Source organism: Leptospira perdikensis (genome assembly GCF_004769575.1).
GTDB classification, from domain to species: domain Bacteria; phylum Spirochaetota; class Leptospiria; order Leptospirales; family Leptospiraceae; genus Leptospira_A; species Leptospira_A perdikensis.
Map to the genome: position 1 here is coordinate 52308 of NZ_RQGA01000017.1, position 19425 is coordinate 71732.

At 37.9% G+C, this 19425-nt stretch carries 16 protein-coding genes; 10 read left to right on the top strand and 6 right to left on the bottom strand.

The features are described from left to right. Positions 1–43 precede the first annotated feature (43 nt). Complete coding sequence (gene gatB, locus EHQ49_RS16995; protein WP_135580907.1) at positions 44–1507, top strand: Asp-tRNA(Asn)/Glu-tRNA(Gln) amidotransferase subunit GatB; 1464 nt, start codon at positions 44–46, stop codon at positions 1505–1507. Here the strand turns inward: gatB and EHQ49_RS17000 are convergent. From EHQ49_RS17000 to cobT, 3 genes are read right to left on the bottom strand one after another with little or no spacing between them, the layout of a single operon-like run. Then, the gene (locus EHQ49_RS17000; RefSeq protein ID WP_135580909.1) at positions 1504–2097 is read right to left on the bottom strand and encodes a histidine phosphatase family protein; all 594 of its coding nucleotides are present in this window, start codon (positions 2095–2097) and stop codon (positions 1504–1506) included. The genes gatB and EHQ49_RS17000 overlap by 4 nt on opposite strands. Next, positions 2082–2903: an adenosylcobinamide-GDP ribazoletransferase gene (locus EHQ49_RS17005; protein WP_135580911.1), complete on the bottom strand. Its 822-nt coding sequence runs from the start codon at positions 2901–2903 to the stop codon at positions 2082–2084. Before EHQ49_RS17005 ends, EHQ49_RS17000 begins: the two co-directional genes overlap by 16 nt. Before the next feature lie 8 nt (positions 2904–2911). Beyond that, positions 2912–3967, bottom strand: coding sequence for a nicotinate-nucleotide--dimethylbenzimidazole phosphoribosyltransferase (cobT, locus tag EHQ49_RS17010; RefSeq protein WP_135580913.1), 1056 nt, complete (start codon positions 3965–3967; stop codon positions 2912–2914). A gap of 163 nt (positions 3968–4130) precedes the next feature. On the opposite strand from cobT, the gene dnaE reads away from it, so the two are divergent. From dnaE to EHQ49_RS17025, 3 genes are all read left to right on the top strand, one after another. Further along, positions 4131–7628 (top strand): DNA polymerase III subunit alpha, encoded by a 3498-nt coding sequence (gene dnaE, locus EHQ49_RS17015; RefSeq protein WP_135581090.1) that lies wholly within the window; start codon positions 4131–4133, stop codon positions 7626–7628. Positions 7629–7681: 53 nt separating this feature from the next. Continuing rightward, positions 7682–8734: an AraC family transcriptional regulator gene (locus tag EHQ49_RS17020; RefSeq protein WP_425269888.1), complete on the top strand. Its 1053-nt coding sequence runs from the start codon at positions 7682–7684 to the stop codon at positions 8732–8734. A gap of 88 nt (positions 8735–8822) precedes the next feature. Then, positions 8823–10721: an AMP-dependent synthetase/ligase gene (locus tag EHQ49_RS17025; RefSeq protein ID WP_135580918.1), complete on the top strand. Its 1899-nt coding sequence runs from the start codon at positions 8823–8825 to the stop codon at positions 10719–10721. Positions 10722–10759: 38 nt separating this feature from the next. Here the strand turns inward: EHQ49_RS17025 and EHQ49_RS17030 are convergent, their stop codons facing one another. Beyond that, the gene (locus EHQ49_RS17030; protein ID WP_135580920.1) at positions 10760–11674 is read right to left on the bottom strand and encodes a M23 family metallopeptidase; all 915 of its coding nucleotides are present in this window, start codon (positions 11672–11674) and stop codon (positions 10760–10762) included. A gap of 45 nt (positions 11675–11719) precedes the next feature. Between EHQ49_RS17030 and EHQ49_RS17035 the strand changes: the two genes are divergently transcribed. The 4 genes from EHQ49_RS17035 to EHQ49_RS17050 are packed head-to-tail and all read left to right on the top strand — an operon-like array spanning position 11720 to position 15921. Continuing rightward, a complete protein-coding gene (locus tag EHQ49_RS17035) occupies positions 11720–12637 on the top strand; it encodes a sigma-70 family RNA polymerase sigma factor (RefSeq protein ID WP_135580922.1) in 918 nt (305 codons plus the stop codon). Between the two features lie 36 nt (positions 12638–12673). Then, positions 12674–13384, top strand: coding sequence for a hypothetical protein (locus EHQ49_RS17040; RefSeq protein ID WP_135580924.1), 711 nt, complete (start codon positions 12674–12676; stop codon positions 13382–13384). Between the two features lie 12 nt (positions 13385–13396). Beyond that, the gene (locus EHQ49_RS17045; protein WP_135580926.1) at positions 13397–15214 is read left to right on the top strand and encodes a CHAT domain-containing protein; all 1818 of its coding nucleotides are present in this window, start codon (positions 13397–13399) and stop codon (positions 15212–15214) included. Continuing rightward, complete coding sequence (locus EHQ49_RS17050) at positions 15211–15921, top strand: hypothetical protein (RefSeq protein WP_135580928.1); 711 nt, start codon at positions 15211–15213, stop codon at positions 15919–15921. The genes EHQ49_RS17045 and EHQ49_RS17050 overlap by 4 nt, the downstream gene beginning before the upstream one ends. Positions 15922–15959: 38 nt before the next feature. Here EHQ49_RS17050 and EHQ49_RS17055 read toward each other — a convergent pair whose 3' ends face one another. Continuing rightward, a complete protein-coding gene (locus tag EHQ49_RS17055) occupies positions 15960–16226 on the bottom strand; it encodes a sigma-54 down-regulated protein (protein WP_135580930.1) in 267 nt (88 codons plus the stop codon). Positions 16227–16346: 120 nt separating this feature from the next. On the opposite strand from EHQ49_RS17055, the gene mtnA reads away from it, so the two are divergent. Together mtnA and msrA are read left to right on the top strand one after the other, a co-directional pair. Then, positions 16347–17420: an S-methyl-5-thioribose-1-phosphate isomerase gene (gene mtnA / locus EHQ49_RS17060; protein ID WP_135580932.1), complete on the top strand. Its 1074-nt coding sequence runs from the start codon at positions 16347–16349 to the stop codon at positions 17418–17420. Next, complete coding sequence (gene msrA, locus EHQ49_RS17065; protein ID WP_135580934.1) at positions 17417–17926, top strand: peptide-methionine (S)-S-oxide reductase MsrA; 510 nt, start codon at positions 17417–17419, stop codon at positions 17924–17926. Before mtnA ends, msrA begins: the two co-directional genes overlap by 4 nt. Positions 17927–17936: 10 nt before the next feature. Here the strand turns inward: msrA and EHQ49_RS17070 are convergent, their stop codons facing one another. After that, positions 17937–19418: a DUF342 domain-containing protein gene (locus EHQ49_RS17070; protein ID WP_135581091.1), complete on the bottom strand. Its 1482-nt coding sequence runs from the start codon at positions 19416–19418 to the stop codon at positions 17937–17939. Between the last annotated feature and the right edge of the window lie 7 nt (positions 19419–19425).

Genomic DNA, 19425 nt, shown 5'->3' on the forward strand with positions numbered 1-19425 from the left:
ATTGCCAAGCTGATTTTCCGGGAAAATCCTGTTTCCAAACCCCATGGAATACGAAGTTATCATCGGTCTGGAAGTCCACGTCCAACTCAACACTCTATCTAAAATTTTTTCTACGGCTACAAACGAATTCGGTGGTAGTCCCAATACTCATATTTCTCCGCTTTGCGTTGCTTTGCCTGGCACATTGCCTGTGTTAAACGAAGTTGTTTTGGAAAAAGCCGTTCGTGCAGGTGTTGCCCTCGGATGTGAGATCACTCAATTTACAAAATTTGATCGTAAAAATTATTTTTATCCTGATTTACCGAAAGGATATCAGATTTCTCAGTTTGATAAACCTTATGCAACACAAGGTGGAATTCATATCAAACTAAAAGGAGAAACAGATGAGAAGTTTATTCCTCTCACTCGGATCCATATGGAAGAGGATGCAGGAAAACTAATCCACTCTCATGATCCATCCATCAATCGTTCTTATGTTGATTATAACCGTGCGGGCACTCCTCTCATTGAAATTGTTTCGGAACCTGACTTACGTTCTTCTGATGAGGCATATGTTTATTTAAACGAACTAAAAACAATATTACGATACATTCAGGTTTCTGATTGTAATATGGAAGAAGGATCTCTTCGTTGTGATGCCAATGTCTCTATTCGTCCTAAAGGGGAAAAAGGATTTCGTACTCGAGTAGAAATCAAAAATTTAAACTCCTTTAAGGCCGTAAAACAAGCAATAGACTATGAAATCGAATGGCAAAAAGATGTTTATTCTCGTGGAGAATCATTTCGTCAAATGACAAAACTTTGGGATGCGACTTTGCTCAAAACCATCCCCATGCGTTCAAAAGAAATGAGTCATGACTATCGTTATTTCCCAGAACCAGATCTTCCTACCATTCAAATCTCTAGTTCTTTTATTGAAGACATTCGTAAAACTTTACCTGAACTTCCAAGACAAAAAAAAGAAAGATATAAAACTGAACTTGGCCTTCCGGATTATGATGCGGAAGTATTAACAAGTGAACGTGAGATTGCAGAATATTTTGAACAAGCTCTTCTCGTTTCCGGTGATGCCAAAAAAACATCTAACTGGGTGAAAGATGAAATTCTTGGAATTGTAAACAAAGAAAACATATCCATTCAGGAATTTGCAATTGATCCTTTGCGTATCGGTAAACTTGTAAAACTCATCAACTCGGGAGAGATCACAGGTAAAATAGCAAAAACTATTTTTGAAGATATGTTAACCACAAAAGACCAGCCAGAATCCATTGTGGAAACAAAAGGTTTAAAAGTGGTTCGCGATGATAAAGCACTTGAAGAGATTGTGATTCGTGTGATTGAATCTCAACCAGAATCAGTGGAAGGTTGGAAAAATGGAAAGGATCGGGTACTCGGTGCGATTGTTGGTGGTGTAATGAAAGAAACCAAAGGCAAAGCAGATCCGAAACTTGTAAATGATCTGATCCTCGCTAAACTTGGGCCACTCGGCGAAAAAAAGAAAGTTTAAGGTATTTCTAGTTTGTGGACAGATCCGAAGTCCACTGGAGATTTAAAAGCTTCTTCATAGGGAGTTCCGTGTTGTTTACAAAGAACGGCACGGATCGGCCCTGAATGACAAACAACGATTAAAGAAGTAAGGGGCCTATTGTTTGTCCTTTCCCATTCCTTTCGTAATATTCCGCCTTCTTTCCAATCTTCCATAAAAGAATTCATTCTTAAGATTAGATCAGTAAAAGCCTCTCCACCTGGAGTTTTGGCATTCACAAAGTCTTTCATCCAAGGGATTGTGTCTTTTCTTGGAATGTTTTCCCAAAGTTTACCATCCCAATCACCAAAATTCATTTCCCACAAACGTTCGTCAGTTGGTATTGCGGAAGGTTCCTTCGGTTTTAGATTGTATTTAGCTAAGAGAGCAGACGATAATTTTAAAGCGCGCGGCGCCGGACTAGAAAGAAAATGATCAAAGTTTGGCGGTAGATAAGAGAAAGTGGAATCGGCAGTATCTTCTACTGGGTATTTGAGAGGAAAATCAGTTCGACCATAACAAGTTCCTTTGGGAGCAGTGGTTTCCGGATGGCGGATTAAATAGAGATCCATAAAAAAACTCCTGATATCCAGATACAAGTTTCAACCACTTGTTGGACGGCACCCAAACAATCTCCGGTAAATCCATCGATCCAACGTTTCATAAGGGAATACATGTAATATAGACTGGGAAGGATAAAAACCAAACTCATTAAAAAATAAGGATGTTGGAAAGTTAATGTAATAAACGGAAATAGGCCTGCAATACTTGCAAATAGAGTTTGTGCCCAAGTGATTTCTTTTGCCATTGGTTTTGCATATCCTTCTTCTTTGGCATAAGGAAGTAATTTCATCATAAAGATGGAAAAAAAACGACTCAGGCTATGTGCTGTTATAAAGTACAACCAAATAGTGATAAGGTTATCGTAGCCAGGTAATGACCACTGGTTCCAGTGCATTTCTTTGTTTACGAGTGATTCGGAAGCACCGAGGATTTTTAAAACTAATAATAAAGAAATCCCTGCAGCTCCAAAACTTCCTACACGGCTATCTTTCATAATCCTAAGAATATCTTCTCTTTTCCAACCGCCACCAATCCCGTCACAAAAATCAGAGAATCCATCTTCATGAAAAGCTCCCGTGAGGATTAACAAAAATCCTAAAGAAATGACAAAGGAAATGGTGGGACCAAAGAATAATTGGAAACTCATAAAAACAAACCATTGTAAGGTCCCGAGTATAATCCCAACAGTAGGTGAATATTTGATTGATTTATGTAACCATTCTTCTTGAAAACCAATCCAATGAGGAGCTGGAATTCTAGAAAGAAAAGATAAACAAACAAAGAATAAACGGATTTCTGTTATAAAAAATTGCATGGAAAACTTTATTTTGAGTCTGAATTACTAACACCTGCATCTGCAAAGGAAGCCATTTCATTTAGAAATTTTACACTCAGTTCAATGAGAGGGTAAGCTGCAAGGGCACCGCTTCCCTCACCTAAACGAAGGTTCAATCTAAGGAGTGGTTTTATTTTCCAATGTTCTAAAACAACTGTATGGCCTTCTTCTTCAGATAGATGCGAAAAAATGGCATAATATTTTACTGTTGGATTTAGAGCAAAAGCAATTGCAAATGCAGCTGTTGCAATAAAACCATCCACAACAAATGTTTTTCTCTGTGCAGCCGCTCCAATCATAGCACCAGCCATCATTCCAATTTCAAATCCACCAAATTCAGAAAGTACTTCTATCGGATCTTTTAGTTTTCCTGTTCTTTGGAATGCTTCTGAAAGGATTTTGAATTTATTTTCTTTTGCGTTGTTATTTAAACCCGTACCTCGTCCAACAAGTTTTCTCAATGGAATATCTGTTAGATGAGATAGAACGATGGATGCTGCAGAAGTATTTCCAATACCCATTTCACCGAACAAAAATATATTGGTTGGTTCATATTTTGTTTCATTAAGTAATTCGATTCCACATAAAATCGCATCTTTTGCTTCTTCTTGCGACATGGCTTTCGATTTTAAAAAGTTGGATGTACCTTTTCGAATTTTTCTTTGGATGAGACGTGGAGTGTCGTTTTCCCAGTCATGGTCAACACCAGCATCAACAACTTCAACATCGATATGACTGTGTTTGGCGAAGACATTGGCACAGGCTCCACCGGATAAAAAATTTAAAACCATCTGCCAAGTAACATCCTTTGGATATAAGGAAACCGGTTCTTCTGTGATTCCATGGTCTCCGGCAAAAAGAATGAGTTTAGGATTTTTTAGCTCTGGGGAAAGGGTATTTTGGATTTCTGCCAATTGCATGGCGATTGTCTCTAAATCACCAAGGGAACCCAGAGGTTTGGTTTTATTGTCTATTTTACTGCGAATTGAACTTCGCAAAACATCGGTTAAGGGGGAAATGGAGGGTAGGGAAAATGGGGACATAGACAAAACCAATCTAAACAAAGCGGTATCAGCTTCCATCGTTTTTGGGCTTGGACGGGACGGGGAGGTTTGGGAATTGGTTATTTGGGCCGAAAAAAATCCGAATTTCTTCCCTTCGGGCGCTTTACGTAGGAACCCATCAGCGTTACTATGTCACCAAGCCATGGAAGATTTCGCACACCTACATTTGCACACTACCTATTCCATGTTGGATGGAGCCATACGGATCAGCGATTTGATGAAACGTGTAAAGGAACTTGGCATGAGTTCTGTTGCCATCACTGACCATGGAAACATGTACGGTGCCATTGAGTTTTATAAAGAAGCAGTCAAAAACGATGTCAAACCCATCATCGGTTGTGAGTTTTATGTAACTCCTTCTCGTAGTGCGGAAACCGAATTAGATGAAATTGCTGACGGTGGTGCTTACCATATCATTTTACTTTGTAAAAATGAAATTGGTTATAGAAATATTATCAAATTGGCGAGCCGATCATTTACAGAAGGGTTTTATCGTAAACCACGGATTGATTATGATTTATTGGAAAGGTATAGCGAAGGCCTTGTATGTTTAACAGCTTGCCTAGCTGGTGAAGTTAACCGAAAGATCTTAGAAGGAAAAGAAGATAAGGCTTATGCGTTAGCTGGTCGATTACATGAAATTTTTCGCAAAGAAGATTTTTATTTGGAAATCCAAGATCATGGAATTCCGGAACAGCGGATCGTTGCAGAAGCTGTTATGGGATTTTCAAAACGAACAGGTATTCCGCTAGTACTTACAAACGATTCCCACTTTCTCACAAAGGATGATAGAGAAGCCCAAGATATTTTACTTCGTATCGGAATGCGTAAAAACATCGATGATGAAATGCGCTTCGGATTCAATGAAAACTTTTATGTAAAGTCTCCAGCGGAAATGTTTAACATTTTCCCTGACCATAAAGATGCATTCTATAATACATTAGCCATTCGTGATAAATGTTCTCTTAATTTTCAATTTGGGAATCCACTTTTACCTCCTTTTGAAGTTCCACCTGGTTTCGATACTGATAGTTATTTAGAAAAACTGGTTTGGGAAGGAATTAAGGAAAAATATCTGGACATAACTCCTGTTGTACGAGAAAGAACTGAATACGAAATGCAAACCATTCGTAACATGCATTTCGCAGGATACTTTCTTATCGTTCAAGATTATATTAATTTTGCAAGGCGTGCTGGAATTCCAGTAGGCCCGGGACGTGGTTCTGCAGCGGGTTCTATTATTGCGTATGCCCTTGGTATTACTAATGTCGATCCCATTCGATACAATTTACTTTTTGAAAGATTTCTCAATCCGGACAGAAAGGATATGCCTGATATTGATACGGACTTTTGTGTAGAAAGACGAGAGGAAGTCATTAATTATATCAAACATCGGTATGGTGAAAATCGGGTTGGTCAAATCATTACCTTTGGATCTCTTGCTGCAAAAGCTGCCATCAAAGATGTGGCTCGTGTTTTTAATGTTCCATTTTCCGAAGTGAATGAGATGAGTAAACTTTTTCCCAAAAAATTGGGAATTACCATCCAGGAAGCGGTAGATACATCTAAAGATCTTCGTGATATTGCTGAAAAATCAGATATAAATAAAAAAGTTTTTTATATCGCGCAAAAACTGGAAGGTAACTACCGTCAGGTGGGACGTCATGCAGCGGGTGTTGTCATTGCACCTACGGCACTCGAAGAAATTGTTCCTTTATCCACAGTCAGTGAACCTGGTAGGGACGGACGTTCTATCGTCACTCAGTACGACAAAAATATGTCGGAACAAGTGGGACTCATTAAGATGGATATCTTAGGCCTAAAAAACTTAACTACCATCCATCATGCAACTAAACTCATTGAAAAACGTCATGGTCTCCTTCTTGATTTAGATAAAATTCCTTTAGATGATGCGGCCACTTTTAGTTTGTTACGAAAAGCAAATGTTCTTGGGATATTCCAGTTAGATTCTTCTTCTGGAATTCGTGACCTTTTTGCCAAGGCACAAGTTCAAAAATTCGAAGAGATCGCCGCCTTGCTTGCGTTATATCGTCCGGGTCCAATGGGATCGGGAATGTTGGATGACTATTTAGATCGTAAAAACGGGAAAAAGAAGGTGGTTTTCCCTCACGAAAGTTTGGCCGAAGTTTTGGGTGAAACATATGGGGTTGTTGTTTATCAAGAGCAGGTAATGGGTATTTCTCGGATTATGGGTGGATACTCTGTGGGAGACTCGGATGTTCTTCGTAAGGCGATGGCCAAAAAAGACAAATCAAAACTTCCTGCGTTGAAAGAAAAATTTGTCAAAGGTGCCATCGAAAAAAAGATCAATGAAAAACTAGCCATTGAACTTTTTGAACAATTAGAAAAATTTGGTGAGTATGGTTTTAACAAATCGCACTCGGTTGCTTATGCTTTTGTAACATATCAAACTGCCTTCCTTAAGGCCAATTATTCCATTGAATACTTAACCGCTCTTTTATCGGGAGATCATTCTAAAATTACTGATGTGGTCAAATACATCAACAATGCTAAAGAAATGGGAATTCGAATATTGGGCCCCGATGTCAAAGAGTCAGGGATCTCCTTTGAAATCACCGATGACAAAACGGTAAGATTTGGACTTTCTTCCATTAAGGGTGTGGGGGAGTTGGCTGCAGAAAATATCATTACCAATAGAAATTCAATCGGTGGTTACAAACAGTTAGGTGACTTTACAAAGAAATTAGATACAAGGCTCGCAAACAAAAAAGTACTCGAATCTCTTGCTCAAGGTGGAGCTTTTGACTCCTTCGGGTATACGAGAAAAACAATTTCTGAATCAACCGATATCATTCTAAATTATGCTAACAAAAAACAGGCGGAAGAAAAAGAAGGCCAATTTTCTTTGTTTGGTGGTGCCAACGGTGGTGGTGAGGAAGATCTTAATCTACCCAAAGATGGTATCGAATGGAATGGAGACGAATTACTTAGAAGGGAAAAAGAAACAACCGGTTTGTACCTCTCCGGCCATCCACTTGATAAATTTACTGAACAATTAAAAACATTAAAACCAACGACCATTGAAAATCTGGAAGAGGTTCGCCCGAAATCAAAAGTAGAAATTGCTGGGGTTCTTTCCAAAAAAGTAGTCAAACTCACAAAGAAAAAAGAAGAGTTCGTCAACTTTATGATTGAGGATCAAACCGGTGAGATTGAATGTGTTGCCTTCCCAAAAACTTATGCAGAATTTAAACATCTATTCACGGAAGACAATACAGTCTTCATTCGCGGGATCTTAGAACGTCTAGATGCCGACGAATCGGAGTTAAAAGGTCAAATCATAGTAAATAAATTAGAAGAACTAAATTCTGTAACCATTGAAAAGAAAATGGAAAAAACTCTTCATTTAACAATCAATATGTTGGAAGAGAAAAATAGGGACGTGATTTTAAAACTTCAAGATGTTCTTTCTGTTCACCGAGGGGCATCCTCTGTGTTCTTTCATTTGGTTGGTAAAGATGATGAAAAAAAAGTCATTCGTGCCCATGATCATTTTTCAATAGAAATTACTTCGGACCTTATGAAAATGTTGACCGACATACTTGGAAAAGGTGCTGTTCGTTATACCGTTGGCGAAGAAGTGAGAATCTTCGGATAAAATTTGTGGAGGCCTCTACACTTTCCTTAACTTTATTATTAGAGTTTCTTTGGATGGGTTCAGGGGCTTTTTTCTGTTTGATTTGGTCTCTTTCCAATTTAATTCGGAATCGTAACCTTTCTGGATTTGTTTGGTCCTTTATTCTTTTTTCTACAGGACTTTGGTTACTTACCGGTGCCTTTATGTTCACTGGTTTTTATATCTACTTTCCCTCCATTGCTTTAATCCATATACCGTTTGTTTTTTTAGCGTCTACCTTACTTTATTTGTATTTAGAATATTTGTTTTTAGAAAAACCAATTCAAATCAAAGTGTATCATTTTTTTCCAGCCTTTGTATCCGTTCTATGTTTGATTCCATTCTACTCTGGTTCAGATTCTGAAAGGTTAAACATTTTAGAAAGTATGGGACAAACGGAATATGGAACCGTTGTTGTGGGTCTAAACTTTGGAATTAAAATTTCTATTTTGCTTTCGGTGGGGTTATTCCTTTTGAAAGAGTGGATACCAAACGTTCGTTTGTCCGTTTTCTTTTCTAAAAAAGCAATTTATTCCCTTGTATTTGTCCTTCTCATTTGGATTGATTTGTTACTCGGAAGTATTGGTTTTACATTTCAGCTTCCTTTTTTCCGAAAGCTCAGTGCTTATCTTTTGCCTGTTCTTATGTATTTTTACTATTTCACTCGTGAACTTTGGGCCCCTTTTGTAGCCGACGTTCGAGATAGTATCCAAAGAAATAAATATGAAAAATCTAAATTAGTATCGGTCCAGTTAGAAACCATTGATCAAAGGTTATACGAACTGATGCGCGAAAAGATTTTTTGTGATGAAGACCTTAACCTTTCCAAATTAGCAGACATGGCCGAAGTAAAACCAGGTCAACTTTCAGAATACTTTCACAAACGGTATGGATTTGGATTTTACCAGTATATCAATCAATATAGGATCGATGAGGCAAAACGTTTGTTATTAGAAGCTGAAGAAAGATCCATCCTTTCCGTCGCCGATGCAGTTGGGTTCAATTCTAAATCAACTTTCAACCGAGTTTTTTTAGAAACCGTGGGAACAACACCTTCTGAATTTCGTAAACAATCAAAATCTAATTAAAACTTTTTAAATTCTAAGTCTCAAAGAATTCCCCAAGACGACAATGGGATAATTCTTCGATAGAATTGGTTTGTAACGAGGAAATTCAATGCGAACCATGATTGATTTTTATTTAAATCTTCCACCAAAGTTTGGACAGAAAAATGCTTTTGCTACTAGAGTTAGCGCCGGCGAATACCTGTTTAAAACATATAACAACCTATTGTCCGACGCAAAAGATTTAGCATTTGGGCTACGGGCAAATTTATCTGAAAGAGAAAAAGTGGCCATTTTTGCAGACAATGCATACGAGTGGATTCAAACCAGTATTGCCGTCACCTTATTAGGCGCAGTGGATGTTCCTCGTGCTTCTGATGTAACAGATCATGACATTCTTTATATCCTAAACCATTCCGAATCAAAAATTCTTTTTGTGGAGAACGAAGCCGTTTTCAAAAAGGTCGTTCGTTTAGAATCAGAATTGGAATTTTTAAAAGAAATTGTGATCATTTATCCTCCGAAAGAAGGAAATAAAGAAATGAGTTCGCGGAAAATTAAAATATCTACCTTACAAGAGTTGGTTGGTAAAGGGAAAGAACTTCGCAAAGTCGATACAACCGATTCTATATTCTTAAATAACACCATCAAAGAATCGGATCTTTTTACTATGATTTACACATCGGGAACCACAGGTACCCCGAAAGGTGTGATGTTGACACAAGGTAATATCCTTTTTCAGTTACAAAACTTACCTCTCAGTTTACAAAAAGGAGATAAAACACTTTCGATTCTACCCATCTGGCATATCTTTGAACGAATTTTTGAAATCTTCAGTTTGTATTATGGTGCTTGTACTTACTATAGTAGTGTTCGTACACTAAAAGAAGATTTAAAATTGATCAAACCAAATTTTATGGCATCGGCTCCAAGGCTTTGGGAAAGTATCTATTCTGGAATTTTGGGAACACTAACAAAATCTTCTGCAGTAAAACAAAAAATGTTTCAAATTTCAATGTTCTTTGCCAAAAGATTTTTTAACTCAAGGCAAGTCATTACGGGAAATGTTTTAGATATCCATCCTGTTGTTTTTTGGAAACAATCCATTCGTTTTTTATACCACCTCTATCGTTTTTTCTTAGTGAGTATACCCCATTTGTTTTTTGATTTTTTAGTTTTATCTAAGATTCGTAAAGCAACAGGGGGAGAACTTAGAGGTTCTTGTTCTGGTGGAGGAGCTCTTCCTTATCATGTGGACGAATTTTTCAACACAATTGGAATTCCGGTATTAGAAGGTTATGGAATGACAGAAACAGCACCTGTTCTTGCTATGCGAACATTTGATGAAATTATTCCAGGTTCTGTTGGTCGAATTTTTCCAAAAACTTTTTTACGTCTCGTAGATCTACATACTGGTGAGGTGTTTTTAGATACAGAAGCAGGTAAATTTGTATTTGGACGTAAGGGAGAAATTCACGTAAAGGGAAAACAAGTGATGGCTGGGTATTATAAAAACCCTGATGCAACAAATAAAGTTTTGGTAGATGGTTGGTTGAACACCGGTGATTTGGGAGTTTTTACAGCAAACCACCATTTAAGGATTGTTGGTCGATCTAAAGAAACAATTGTTTTGTTAGGTGGCGAGAATGTGGAGCCAGTTCCTATCGAATCCAAAATTTTAGAATCAGAATGGATTGATCAATGTATGGTTGTTGGCCAAGACCAAAAGTATTTGAGTGTTCTTGTTTATCCTAATCTTTCTAGATTTGAAGAACCACTTACGAAAGAGTTTTGGAATCAAAAAGAAGTGATACAAAAAATTGAATCAGAGATTAAATCTAAAGTGAACGCACAAACTGGATTTAAATCTTTTGAAAGAGTGGTTGGTGTTGTGGTGTTACCAAAACCATTTGAAGTGGGAGATGAACTGACAGCCAAATTATCTTTAAAGAGACATGTCATTACTGACAAATACAAATCAGATATTTCAAATTTGTATTCCAACAACTAAATTTAAATTTAGTTGGCTTTGAGTGACTAGTGGAGGTATTAATTTCCTCCACTAATCCTTGTGATGTTGATACTAAAACTTCTTTCTGATTCTTTTCCACTAAAGTCTTTCGTTTGGACTTTGATGATATTTTCTCCAGCTTTTAAATTCAGAATTCCAACCAAATAACGATCTTTGAAAAACAAATCATCAAAACTATGTCCCTCTTTTGTTTTCCATTTTCCGTCTTCAAATCGTAAGGATCCAAAGTTAGCTTGTTTGTAAGCCTCTCCGTTAAAAAGGAACTTCACTTCTTTGATACCTCGCCTTTGGCTATTTTTGATACCACCATCGATGATACTTACCGTGAGAGGAAAAGCCTTGGAAACATTGATATTATCTCCATCGTTTAAGTTTGTAAAGTTTTCACCTACATGGATGAAAAGGTTTGCAATCTGAGGTGGCATAGTGTCTTCCACGGGAGGTAAGTAGGCTAATGGATCTAATAGGGTTTTTCCATAATCCTTTCCTAAAACAAAATGTAGGTGACCACCAGTGGAGTGACCTGTATTTCCAGCGATTCCAATCGTGTCCCCGGCAGAGATTTGTTTACCCGCACGAACGGTTTCATTTCTAGAGCCACCTAAGTGATAATAACCGCTCACATAACCGTTTTTATGTGCTACCCAGACAATATTTCCGGAACCACGTTCCTCTTCAAATGGATCGTCTTCCGCATAACGAGAGTATAGAATGAATCCTTTACTCATACTTTTGACAGGTTGCATGACAGAAGAAATGTCGAGTCCATTGTGAAAATGGTCCTTTCTTGACTCACCAAAGGTACTTGTGATGAGCGCCGGTAATTCTAAACCCTGGATTGGCCAAACAAACTCTGGTTTTGTATCCGAGATCGGCTCCTCTGCTAAAATAAAACTTGCCAAGAGACTCAATACTACAACAATACTTCTCATGTTTAGAGAAGTCTCCTGGCAGGTTCCTTTTTAGGAAAGTAGATAATGAAACTGACTTCTCATACCAATGAAGAAATTTTGGAAATTGTTAAGGCCTGCGGTGCCGGGGATGAAAAGTCCCTTCAGACTTTTTTTGACATCTATTCACAAGATATTTACAATTTCCCCATCCGTGTCTTTCACTTAAGTGAGGATGACGCTTCTGATTATTACATCTACGCCTTTGAAAGGTTGAAAACTGGAAAACGTTTCAAAAGTTTTGTAGGAAAATCCAGTTTTAAAACTTGGTTTTTTTCCGTTCTCCGAAATTTACTCATCGATTGGCAACGCACCAAAAGGGAAGTCAAAACCCAAACCGTTTCGAAAGTCAATAAAGATGGAAAAGAATACAGTACTATCGAAGACGAACCGGACAAACGTTCGGAAGCTCTCGCATTGGCTCTGGATGTTTCTGACCAGTTTCATTCTGTTCTTTCCACAATCAAAATTGAGAACCGTGTCGTATTTAAATTGTCCTTCGTTTATTATCTTCATTTGGATCCAGAGGAAATTCGTTTCGTTGCAGAAAAAACGAATCGTTCGGATGAGGAAGTCCGAATCGAAGTTTTGCGGCTTAGGGAGGAACTTTCCAGCCGTGAAGAAGAAAACCTAAAAATGGAAGATAAAATCACTTCTTTGTATTTGAATATTCTGGATTTGAAGGAACAAAAAAAATCAAAAGCTCAGGGTGATTCGGTAGAAGCACTCTATTATAAAGAACGCCTAGACCATGCTCTTGCCAAGAAGTATGAACAAAGGAAAAAACTAATCGAAAAGAAACAAAAGGGTCATTTCCTAGTAAGAACCCCTTATCGTGAAATTGCTCGAATTTTAGGGATTTCCGAAGGTGGAGTCAGTGTCACCTTACTCCGAGTTTTGGAAAAAATGCAAAAAAAAATGCATTCGATGGCCGGAGAGGAATAATTTCCTTCGTCATACTCTTACAGGGTGGGGGTCCACATGGAAAATCAGGGTTTTAACGTAGAGGTACTGGAACTAGCCAGGGGACTTTTTATTCGAGGTGAATTTCCCAGTGAGGATGAGTTGCAAAATCATCCAGGATTGCAAGATGCATTCTTATTTTGTGAAGAAGCTTTTTTTGCAAGCCTACGCCAAGAAATGGTAACAACCCATCCATTTGCAGAGTCTTGGGATTTGGCAAAAGCAGAAATTACTTTGACGAAAGCTCCACTCCCTCTTCCCGAATTTTTAAAAGAATACACCCGCAAAAATCTAATCCTTCCAGAAAAGAAAGATAGCCTCATCGTTCGACTAACACAGTCCGGGATCCGAGTCATTGATAGTCTTGTGGAATCCATACAAATCCGAGAAAGTTTTGAGTTTGCTCCCGCCATGCGTTCGGCCTCCGCAGAAGTTCGGTCAGGAGATACAAACTCTGTTATTTTTGAGGAAACCACCAGCGAAAACCAAAAGTTTTATTACCAGATAGTAAAGGAAAACCAGGAAGAAGTCTATCTTTCTGTCAAAGCAGAGGGATCTCCCACTTTCCAACAAGTGAACTTACGCCGAGAGGGACGGTTCATCCTTTCCAGCAAAATCAATTTGGAAGGCAGTGCTAGTTTTTCCGGTTTAGTCCCTGGTAGTTACACCATTGAGTTTGTAGGCCCTGGCCAATCAAAATCGTTTGACTTGTCTATCCTTGTCGGATAGGTTCATGGGAGCATGCTCTCCCTTATCATCGATAGAGTTGGTAACGTAAATATCTTCAATGTTTTAGAAGATAACCTCCCTGTTGAAGAATCCCATATTCAATCTACGTTAGACGATGATCTAATATTCGAATATTTAGGAGAAGTGGAAAGACTTGTCCATGTTTCTCAATCGGTTCTTTCCAATCCGAACCAAATTTTAAATGCAGATATACTACAAGACTTGAAAGTGTTAGGTGAAACTTTCTACCAACAGTTTTTCCCACTCTCCATCATTGAAAAATTAAAAAACACAACTAAACATAGTATCCATTTTAATATTGATCCGGCTCTCGCTCTTATTCCTTGGGAACTATTACATGACGGAACCAGTTTTCTTTCCGATAAATTTAGAATTGGTAAAACCATTCGAGGTGGATTACACCGTCCAACCCACCAGGAAAACCGAAAAATTAAAATGTTAATCATAGCAGATCCTACAGAAGATTTACCTCATGCACAAAAAGAAGGGGAGGTGTTGTTTTCTGTTCTCAGCCAAAAGGTGCCAACACATCTTTTGGAATTAGAATTTATCGGCGGAAAACAAGTCACCAAACTAAAGTTACTCTCTCTTATCAAAGACAAACATATCATTCATTATTCGGGACATCTTCATTTTTCAGATGATTCTTTGGAGAATGGTTGGCTGTTGTCCGATGGAAAGGTATTAAAAGCTCGTGAGATCAAATCAACAGGGATTGATACGGATTTGGTATTTTCCAATTCTTGTATGTCTGCAAAGTCAGCTGGTAAAAAATTAAATACAAATATTATGAATCAATACGCAGGAGCATTCCTTACTGCGGGTATCAAAACATTTGTAGGAACCAATTGGGAAATTTTGGATAATGAAAGGACTATTGACTTTACTGTCAGGTTTTATACATTTTTATTTTCCGATAAATCAGTAGGTGAATCCCTGTTTTTATCCAAAGAATTTGCAAGACGTAATTATCATGCCAATGATTTAACTTGGGCAAATTACGCATTGTACGGAAATCCAGACTTCTCTTTGTTTGTAAAAGAAAGAAGGAATTTTCATTCAGCAAAGATTTTGAATCCTACTTCTGTTTTGGAATTTTACCCTACACCGATTGCGGTCGCCTATTCTAAGTTAGTTAATTCTAATAAATCAAAATCTTCAGGAAAAAACCATATTTTGGGTTTGGTTAAGTTGTTTGAGGCGATTAGCCAGGTAGTAGGGATGATGGTTTTTAGCGACCACGCCGCACATGCCATGAACAAATCCATCCCGAATAACCCGGATGATGCGGTATCGCTACGTAAATGGTGGGAACTTGTTTATGGTTGTGTATGGGATTTTCAAAAACTAAAAATTTCAAGTATTTTAGAGATGGCACTACCGGTTCTACATGAACAAAAAGAAACCATTTTTAAAATTGTTGGATGGATGGAATCTTGGGAACGAGATGAAATTAAAGAGGAAGAGGTTGAATCTTACCAAATCATTTTACAGTTTTTTTTAGAGAATATGTTATTAGAATTCTCAGAACTAGAACGGGTAAGTATTCTTTTAGTCTCTGAAAATCAAAATCCTCATTTTTATTTTAAGGGTATTAAACCTGCGTATTTATATCCATCCTCCCCCGGTTCCAAGGACAAATTACAAGAGCAACTTTCTAAACAAAAAGGAAACCTCGTTTTGGTTCATGAAAGTCGTAAGATCGTCATTCCTTTTCCCACTTACTTTAAAGAGAAAAAAGAGACTGGTGATTTAGAACTTGTGTTTAACGGTCTTACTCCATTTGTTTCAGGAGCCAAGCAGAATTGAGTTTATGCCATCCAGATGTAGGTAATGTATCTTGTGGTGCCTGTTGTGGTTTGTTTAATTTAAAACTACAACCAAAAGAATTCAAAACCTTATTGTTAGAAAGAACTTCAGAATTCCAAACCACAGTCAATTTTGAAGTTAGGCATAGTTTTCCTATTTATCGAAAAGACAGAGAAACCAAAGAAGCTCATATCCCTAAAAAAGATGATATGACCTACAATTGTCCCTTCTTGGGATATGTGGATCCAAACAAAGAGCGGATTGGATGTATGATTCATCCTATTTTTACGGGAGATCCGAAAAGCCAAAACTTTTCTTTTTACGGAGCTTCTATTTGCCAAGCATACGATTGTAAAAATAAAGAAAGTATTTTAGCTGATTTATGGGAGTCTCTCTTTGTGGAAATGGCAAAGGATTCCGTCGAGTATTCATTTTTATCGGCTGACCATATATTTGTGAGTGCATTAGAAAAATTCTTTCAGTTTGTAAATATCAACATGGAAAGAGTATTTCAAGAGTTTCGATTAGAAACAATAGATTTGTTTCGTACGAGGTTACTGACCGCAACGGAAAAAAATTTTACATCGTTTGAAATTAATTATGATAGTTTTCCTGACCTTAGTGCCTTGGAACTTTATTTTACAAATGAGATTGGTGGGTTTTGGAAAGAGTGGCGAGAAGGAATTATTAAAAAAAATCCCGGATAGAGGTGAAGTATCCGGGCTGTATTAAAATGAAATTTTGATTAAGCTTTAGATGTAACAGTTGCTACTTTTGCTTTTGCATCAGCTACAACAGTGTTAGCTTTTCCAATGATAGTTTCTACTTGAGAAATTCCTTCTTGAAGGTATTTTCTAAGATTTACAGAAACTTCGCTTTGGTCTTGAGCACCTTTAGCAGCTAGGCTTTGGAATTCAGTGTTGATGTTAGAGAAAGCTTTTTCAGCCTCTACTTTTGCTGTGTTTACTGCGCCTAGGATGAAGTTTAATCCGTCTTTTACTTGTTGTTCCATTTTCATTTCCCCTTTTCGGTTTTATTTTGTGCAACGCACCATCTCTTTTTGTGCGCCGCACAGGAATCTGTCAACCTGTTTTTGTATTTTTTTCCTGCAACGCACCAAAAAAGTGGATAGATGCCTCATCCGGAATTTTTGCCCATCCAATGGAAATCCACATATTTAGAACTTCTCGACCAAAGGATTTTACCCGGGAAAAAGGAATTTTTAAAATTATCCACAGCCGAAGAAACAATTGTCGCCATTCGCGAAATGGCTGTTAGGGGAGCGCCAGCCATTGCCATCACCGGTGTTTTTGGTCTGACTCTTGGAGCTACTGGGAAAACCGGCACCGCCAAACCAGAAGAAATTGAATTTTTACTTAACGCAGTTTTGGAATCAAGACCTACTGCCGTTAATTTGAGTTATGCCATTCGGGAGGCAAAAAACCGTGTAAAAGGAATCACAGACTGGAAATCAATCCAAAAGATTTGGGAAACCTATGGTTTGGAAATGATGACAGAAGATTTGGCCGCCAATAAGGCGTTAGGTGCAAATGGAGTTTCTTTATTTCCTAAAGACCAATCGGAATTTCATATCATCACTCATTGTAATACAGGGGCACTTGCCACTGCAGGCCACGGAACAGCGCTTGGAGTCATTCGAAGTTTACGGGACGCTGGAAAAAAAGTAGTGGTTTATGCTGATGAAACAAGACCCTTTCTTCAAGGTTCGAGACTCACAGCTTTTGAAATGATGGAAGAGGGAATCGAATGTTATGTCATTACGGATGGGATGTCTGGTTGGTTGATGAACCATCGTAAAATTGATGCAGTTCTTGTTGGTTGTGACAGAGTTGCCGCGAATGGAGATACAGCTAACAAAATTGGAACCTACAATCTAGGGATTGTTGCAAAAGAACATGGTGTCCCTTTTTATGTATGTGCTACAAAGGATAGTTTCGATTTGAATTTAAAAACGGGAGAAGAAATTCCCATTGAAATGCGTAAAGAATCGGAAGTCACTCAATTTGATTTTTTAAAATCTGAGGATGGAAAGTATTTATTTCCTGAAGGAAAAACCTCACCCCAAGGTGCTCGTGCCTTAAATCCTTCTTTTGATGTTACAAAAGCTCATTTAATCAAAAACTTTATCACAGAATTTGGATGTTTTTTGCCTTCAGAGATTTCTCTTCGTCTAAAGACTGTATGACGGAAAAAGTAATTTTAGGTGGTGGATGTTTTTGGTGCACAGAAGCTGTATACCTTAGAATTCCCGGCGTTCTCTCTGTAAGGTCAGGATACGCAGGTGGATCGACCAAAAACCCCACATACAAAGAAATTTGTACTGGCACGACGGGGCATGCAGAGGTCATAGAAATCGAATTTGATCCAGAGGTCATCACTTACTCAAAAATTTTGGAAGTGTTCTGGATTTCTCATGATCCTACCACACTCAACAGACAAGGAAACGATGTTGGAACACAATATCGTTCTGTTATATTTTATTTGAATGAAAAACAAAAAGATCTCGCAGTGGAATCTAAACGAAAACATGCATTTATGTTTCCCGATCCGATAGTGACTGAAATTTCTCCGGCACCAGAGTTTTATCCGGCGGAAGATTACCATCAAAACTATTTCACTTCAAATCCACAGAATCCCTACTGCCATTATGTAATTTTTCCCAAACTAAAAAAGTTAGGACTAAAGTTATAATAGTTTAGGATTATTTGCCTTTAAAAGCAGTTAACATTGCTTTGTCTTGGTTCGGAAAAAAGTTCATCACAAATGCAGTTTGACCTTTGGTGATTTTTTCCACTTGTCTTCTGTATTTAATAACGGCACCTGGATGGGCTGTATTCCGAACAACAACCTTAACATTATCTTGGTTGTATCGGGCACCTTTGAGTTCTTCGATTTTTGATCGGAGTAGTTCAACGGTTTTACTTTTTTTCTGATAAGCATCAAAGATTTCTTTAAACTTCTCTTTTCTGGCATCGTCTATTTTGCCACGAGACCTTTGTACCACTTCTTTGATCTTTTGAATTTCAGGAACTAGTGCTTCTAACTCTCTTTCAAAATCAGTAAGACGGGAACTACCTTCTGTAAAAAGTCGATCATTTCGATAATGAAACCCCACTTCCACAACGGTATCCATCTGTGCTGTGGAACCGAGAGAAGATACAGTGATTCCTTGGTAAGATACAATGTCAGATCCAATGATAGATGAACTTTCGCCTGTTAGGATTACGTTTCCTAAACAAAGAATTTTACTGCCTAAAATAAAGTTCTCTACAATACAATCTCCATCGATTTCTAAATTTCCATTTTCGATGAATTTCGCACGAAGGTCTCCTTTGATTCGAATGACACCTTTGCCTTTGGCTTTGACTCCACCTTTGACTTCTAAGTCTTCACCCACAACAACATCGGAAGATTCTACGTTACCATCTAAATAAAGAGAACCTTGGCAATTAACTACAGCACCTTCTTCGATAGTTCCTTTCACACGGATGGCACCTTCAAAATTGATGTTACCTGTTCCTAGTCCAATATTACTTTCGATGTTTAACTCAGGAGATACTGTAAGAGAATTGTCCGTGGAAAATACGACGCCACTGAGACCGGCAAAGTATTCTTTTAGTTGTCGTCCCGGTTTTTCTGGATCTTCTACTGTTTTTGGAAGAACGTTTTTACCTAAGGTAAGTCTTGGTCTATCAATTGGATTGGGATAAATAGGGTTTCCAATAACATCAATTCCTTGTTCCCCAGCAACACCTTCAAATAAAGTGGCAAGTCTTTCGCCTTCTTTTACGTGAATGTATTTGTTGATATTTCTATAATCAGCGGATCCGTCTTCTTTTAACACAACACGTTGTGCTCTTGGAAAATAGAATTTAATCCAACCACTTTCCCCTTGTTTGGCGGGGTTCCCTTGAGCAACTATAAAATTGAAATCTTCTTTTACCTTAGTGGGATCTTTTAGAATTTTATCAATTTCGATGGCGGCTTTATCAACCTCTTTCATCAAAATTCGATCCCTATGGACGGTTGCATTGTCTAGAGCTTCATAAATTAAAATATTGCTCATAGAACCACCTAACAACCAAATTGGTTTTGCCACCAAAGTTGCAGTTAGTCGATCCTCGGAGATTTGGATTTTCAGTCCCCGTTCCGGATTGAAGTCCGGTGCATTTTTTACGTCCATTCTGTAA

Coding starts and splice junctions, on each gene's coding strand:
- gatB (WP_135580907.1), top strand. CDS start 44: ATGGAATACGAAGTTATCATCGGTCTGGAAGTCCACGTCCAACTCAAC.
- EHQ49_RS17000 (WP_135580909.1), bottom strand. CDS start 2,097: ATGGATCTCTATTTAATCCGCCATCCGGAAACCACTGCTCCCAAAGGA.
- EHQ49_RS17005 (WP_135580911.1), bottom strand. CDS start 2,903: ATGCAATTTTTTATAACAGAAATCCGTTTATTCTTTGTTTGTTTATCT.
- cobT (WP_135580913.1), bottom strand. CDS start 3,967: ATGTCCCCATTTTCCCTACCCTCCATTTCCCCCTTAACCGATGTTTTG.
- dnaE (WP_135581090.1), top strand. CDS start 4,131: ATGGAAGATTTCGCACACCTACATTTGCACACTACCTATTCCATGTTG.
- EHQ49_RS17020 (WP_425269888.1), top strand. CDS start 7,682: ATGGGTTCAGGGGCTTTTTTCTGTTTGATTTGGTCTCTTTCCAATTTA.
- EHQ49_RS17025 (WP_135580918.1), top strand. CDS start 8,823: ATGCGAACCATGATTGATTTTTATTTAAATCTTCCACCAAAGTTTGGA.
- EHQ49_RS17030 (WP_135580920.1), bottom strand. CDS start 11,674: ATGAGAAGTATTGTTGTAGTATTGAGTCTCTTGGCAAGTTTTATTTTA.
- EHQ49_RS17035 (WP_135580922.1), top strand. CDS start 11,720: ATGAAACTGACTTCTCATACCAATGAAGAAATTTTGGAAATTGTTAAG.
- EHQ49_RS17040 (WP_135580924.1), top strand. CDS start 12,674: ATGGAAAATCAGGGTTTTAACGTAGAGGTACTGGAACTAGCCAGGGGA.
- EHQ49_RS17045 (WP_135580926.1), top strand. CDS start 13,397: ATGCTCTCCCTTATCATCGATAGAGTTGGTAACGTAAATATCTTCAAT.
- EHQ49_RS17055 (WP_135580930.1), bottom strand. CDS start 16,226: ATGGAACAACAAGTAAAAGACGGATTAAACTTCATCCTAGGCGCAGTA.
- mtnA (WP_135580932.1), top strand. CDS start 16,347: ATGCCTCATCCGGAATTTTTGCCCATCCAATGGAAATCCACATATTTA.
- msrA (WP_135580934.1), top strand. CDS start 17,417: ATGACGGAAAAAGTAATTTTAGGTGGTGGATGTTTTTGGTGCACAGAA.
- EHQ49_RS17070 (WP_135581091.1), bottom strand. CDS start 19,418: ATGGACGTAAAAAATGCACCGGACTTCAATCCGGAACGGGGACTGAAA.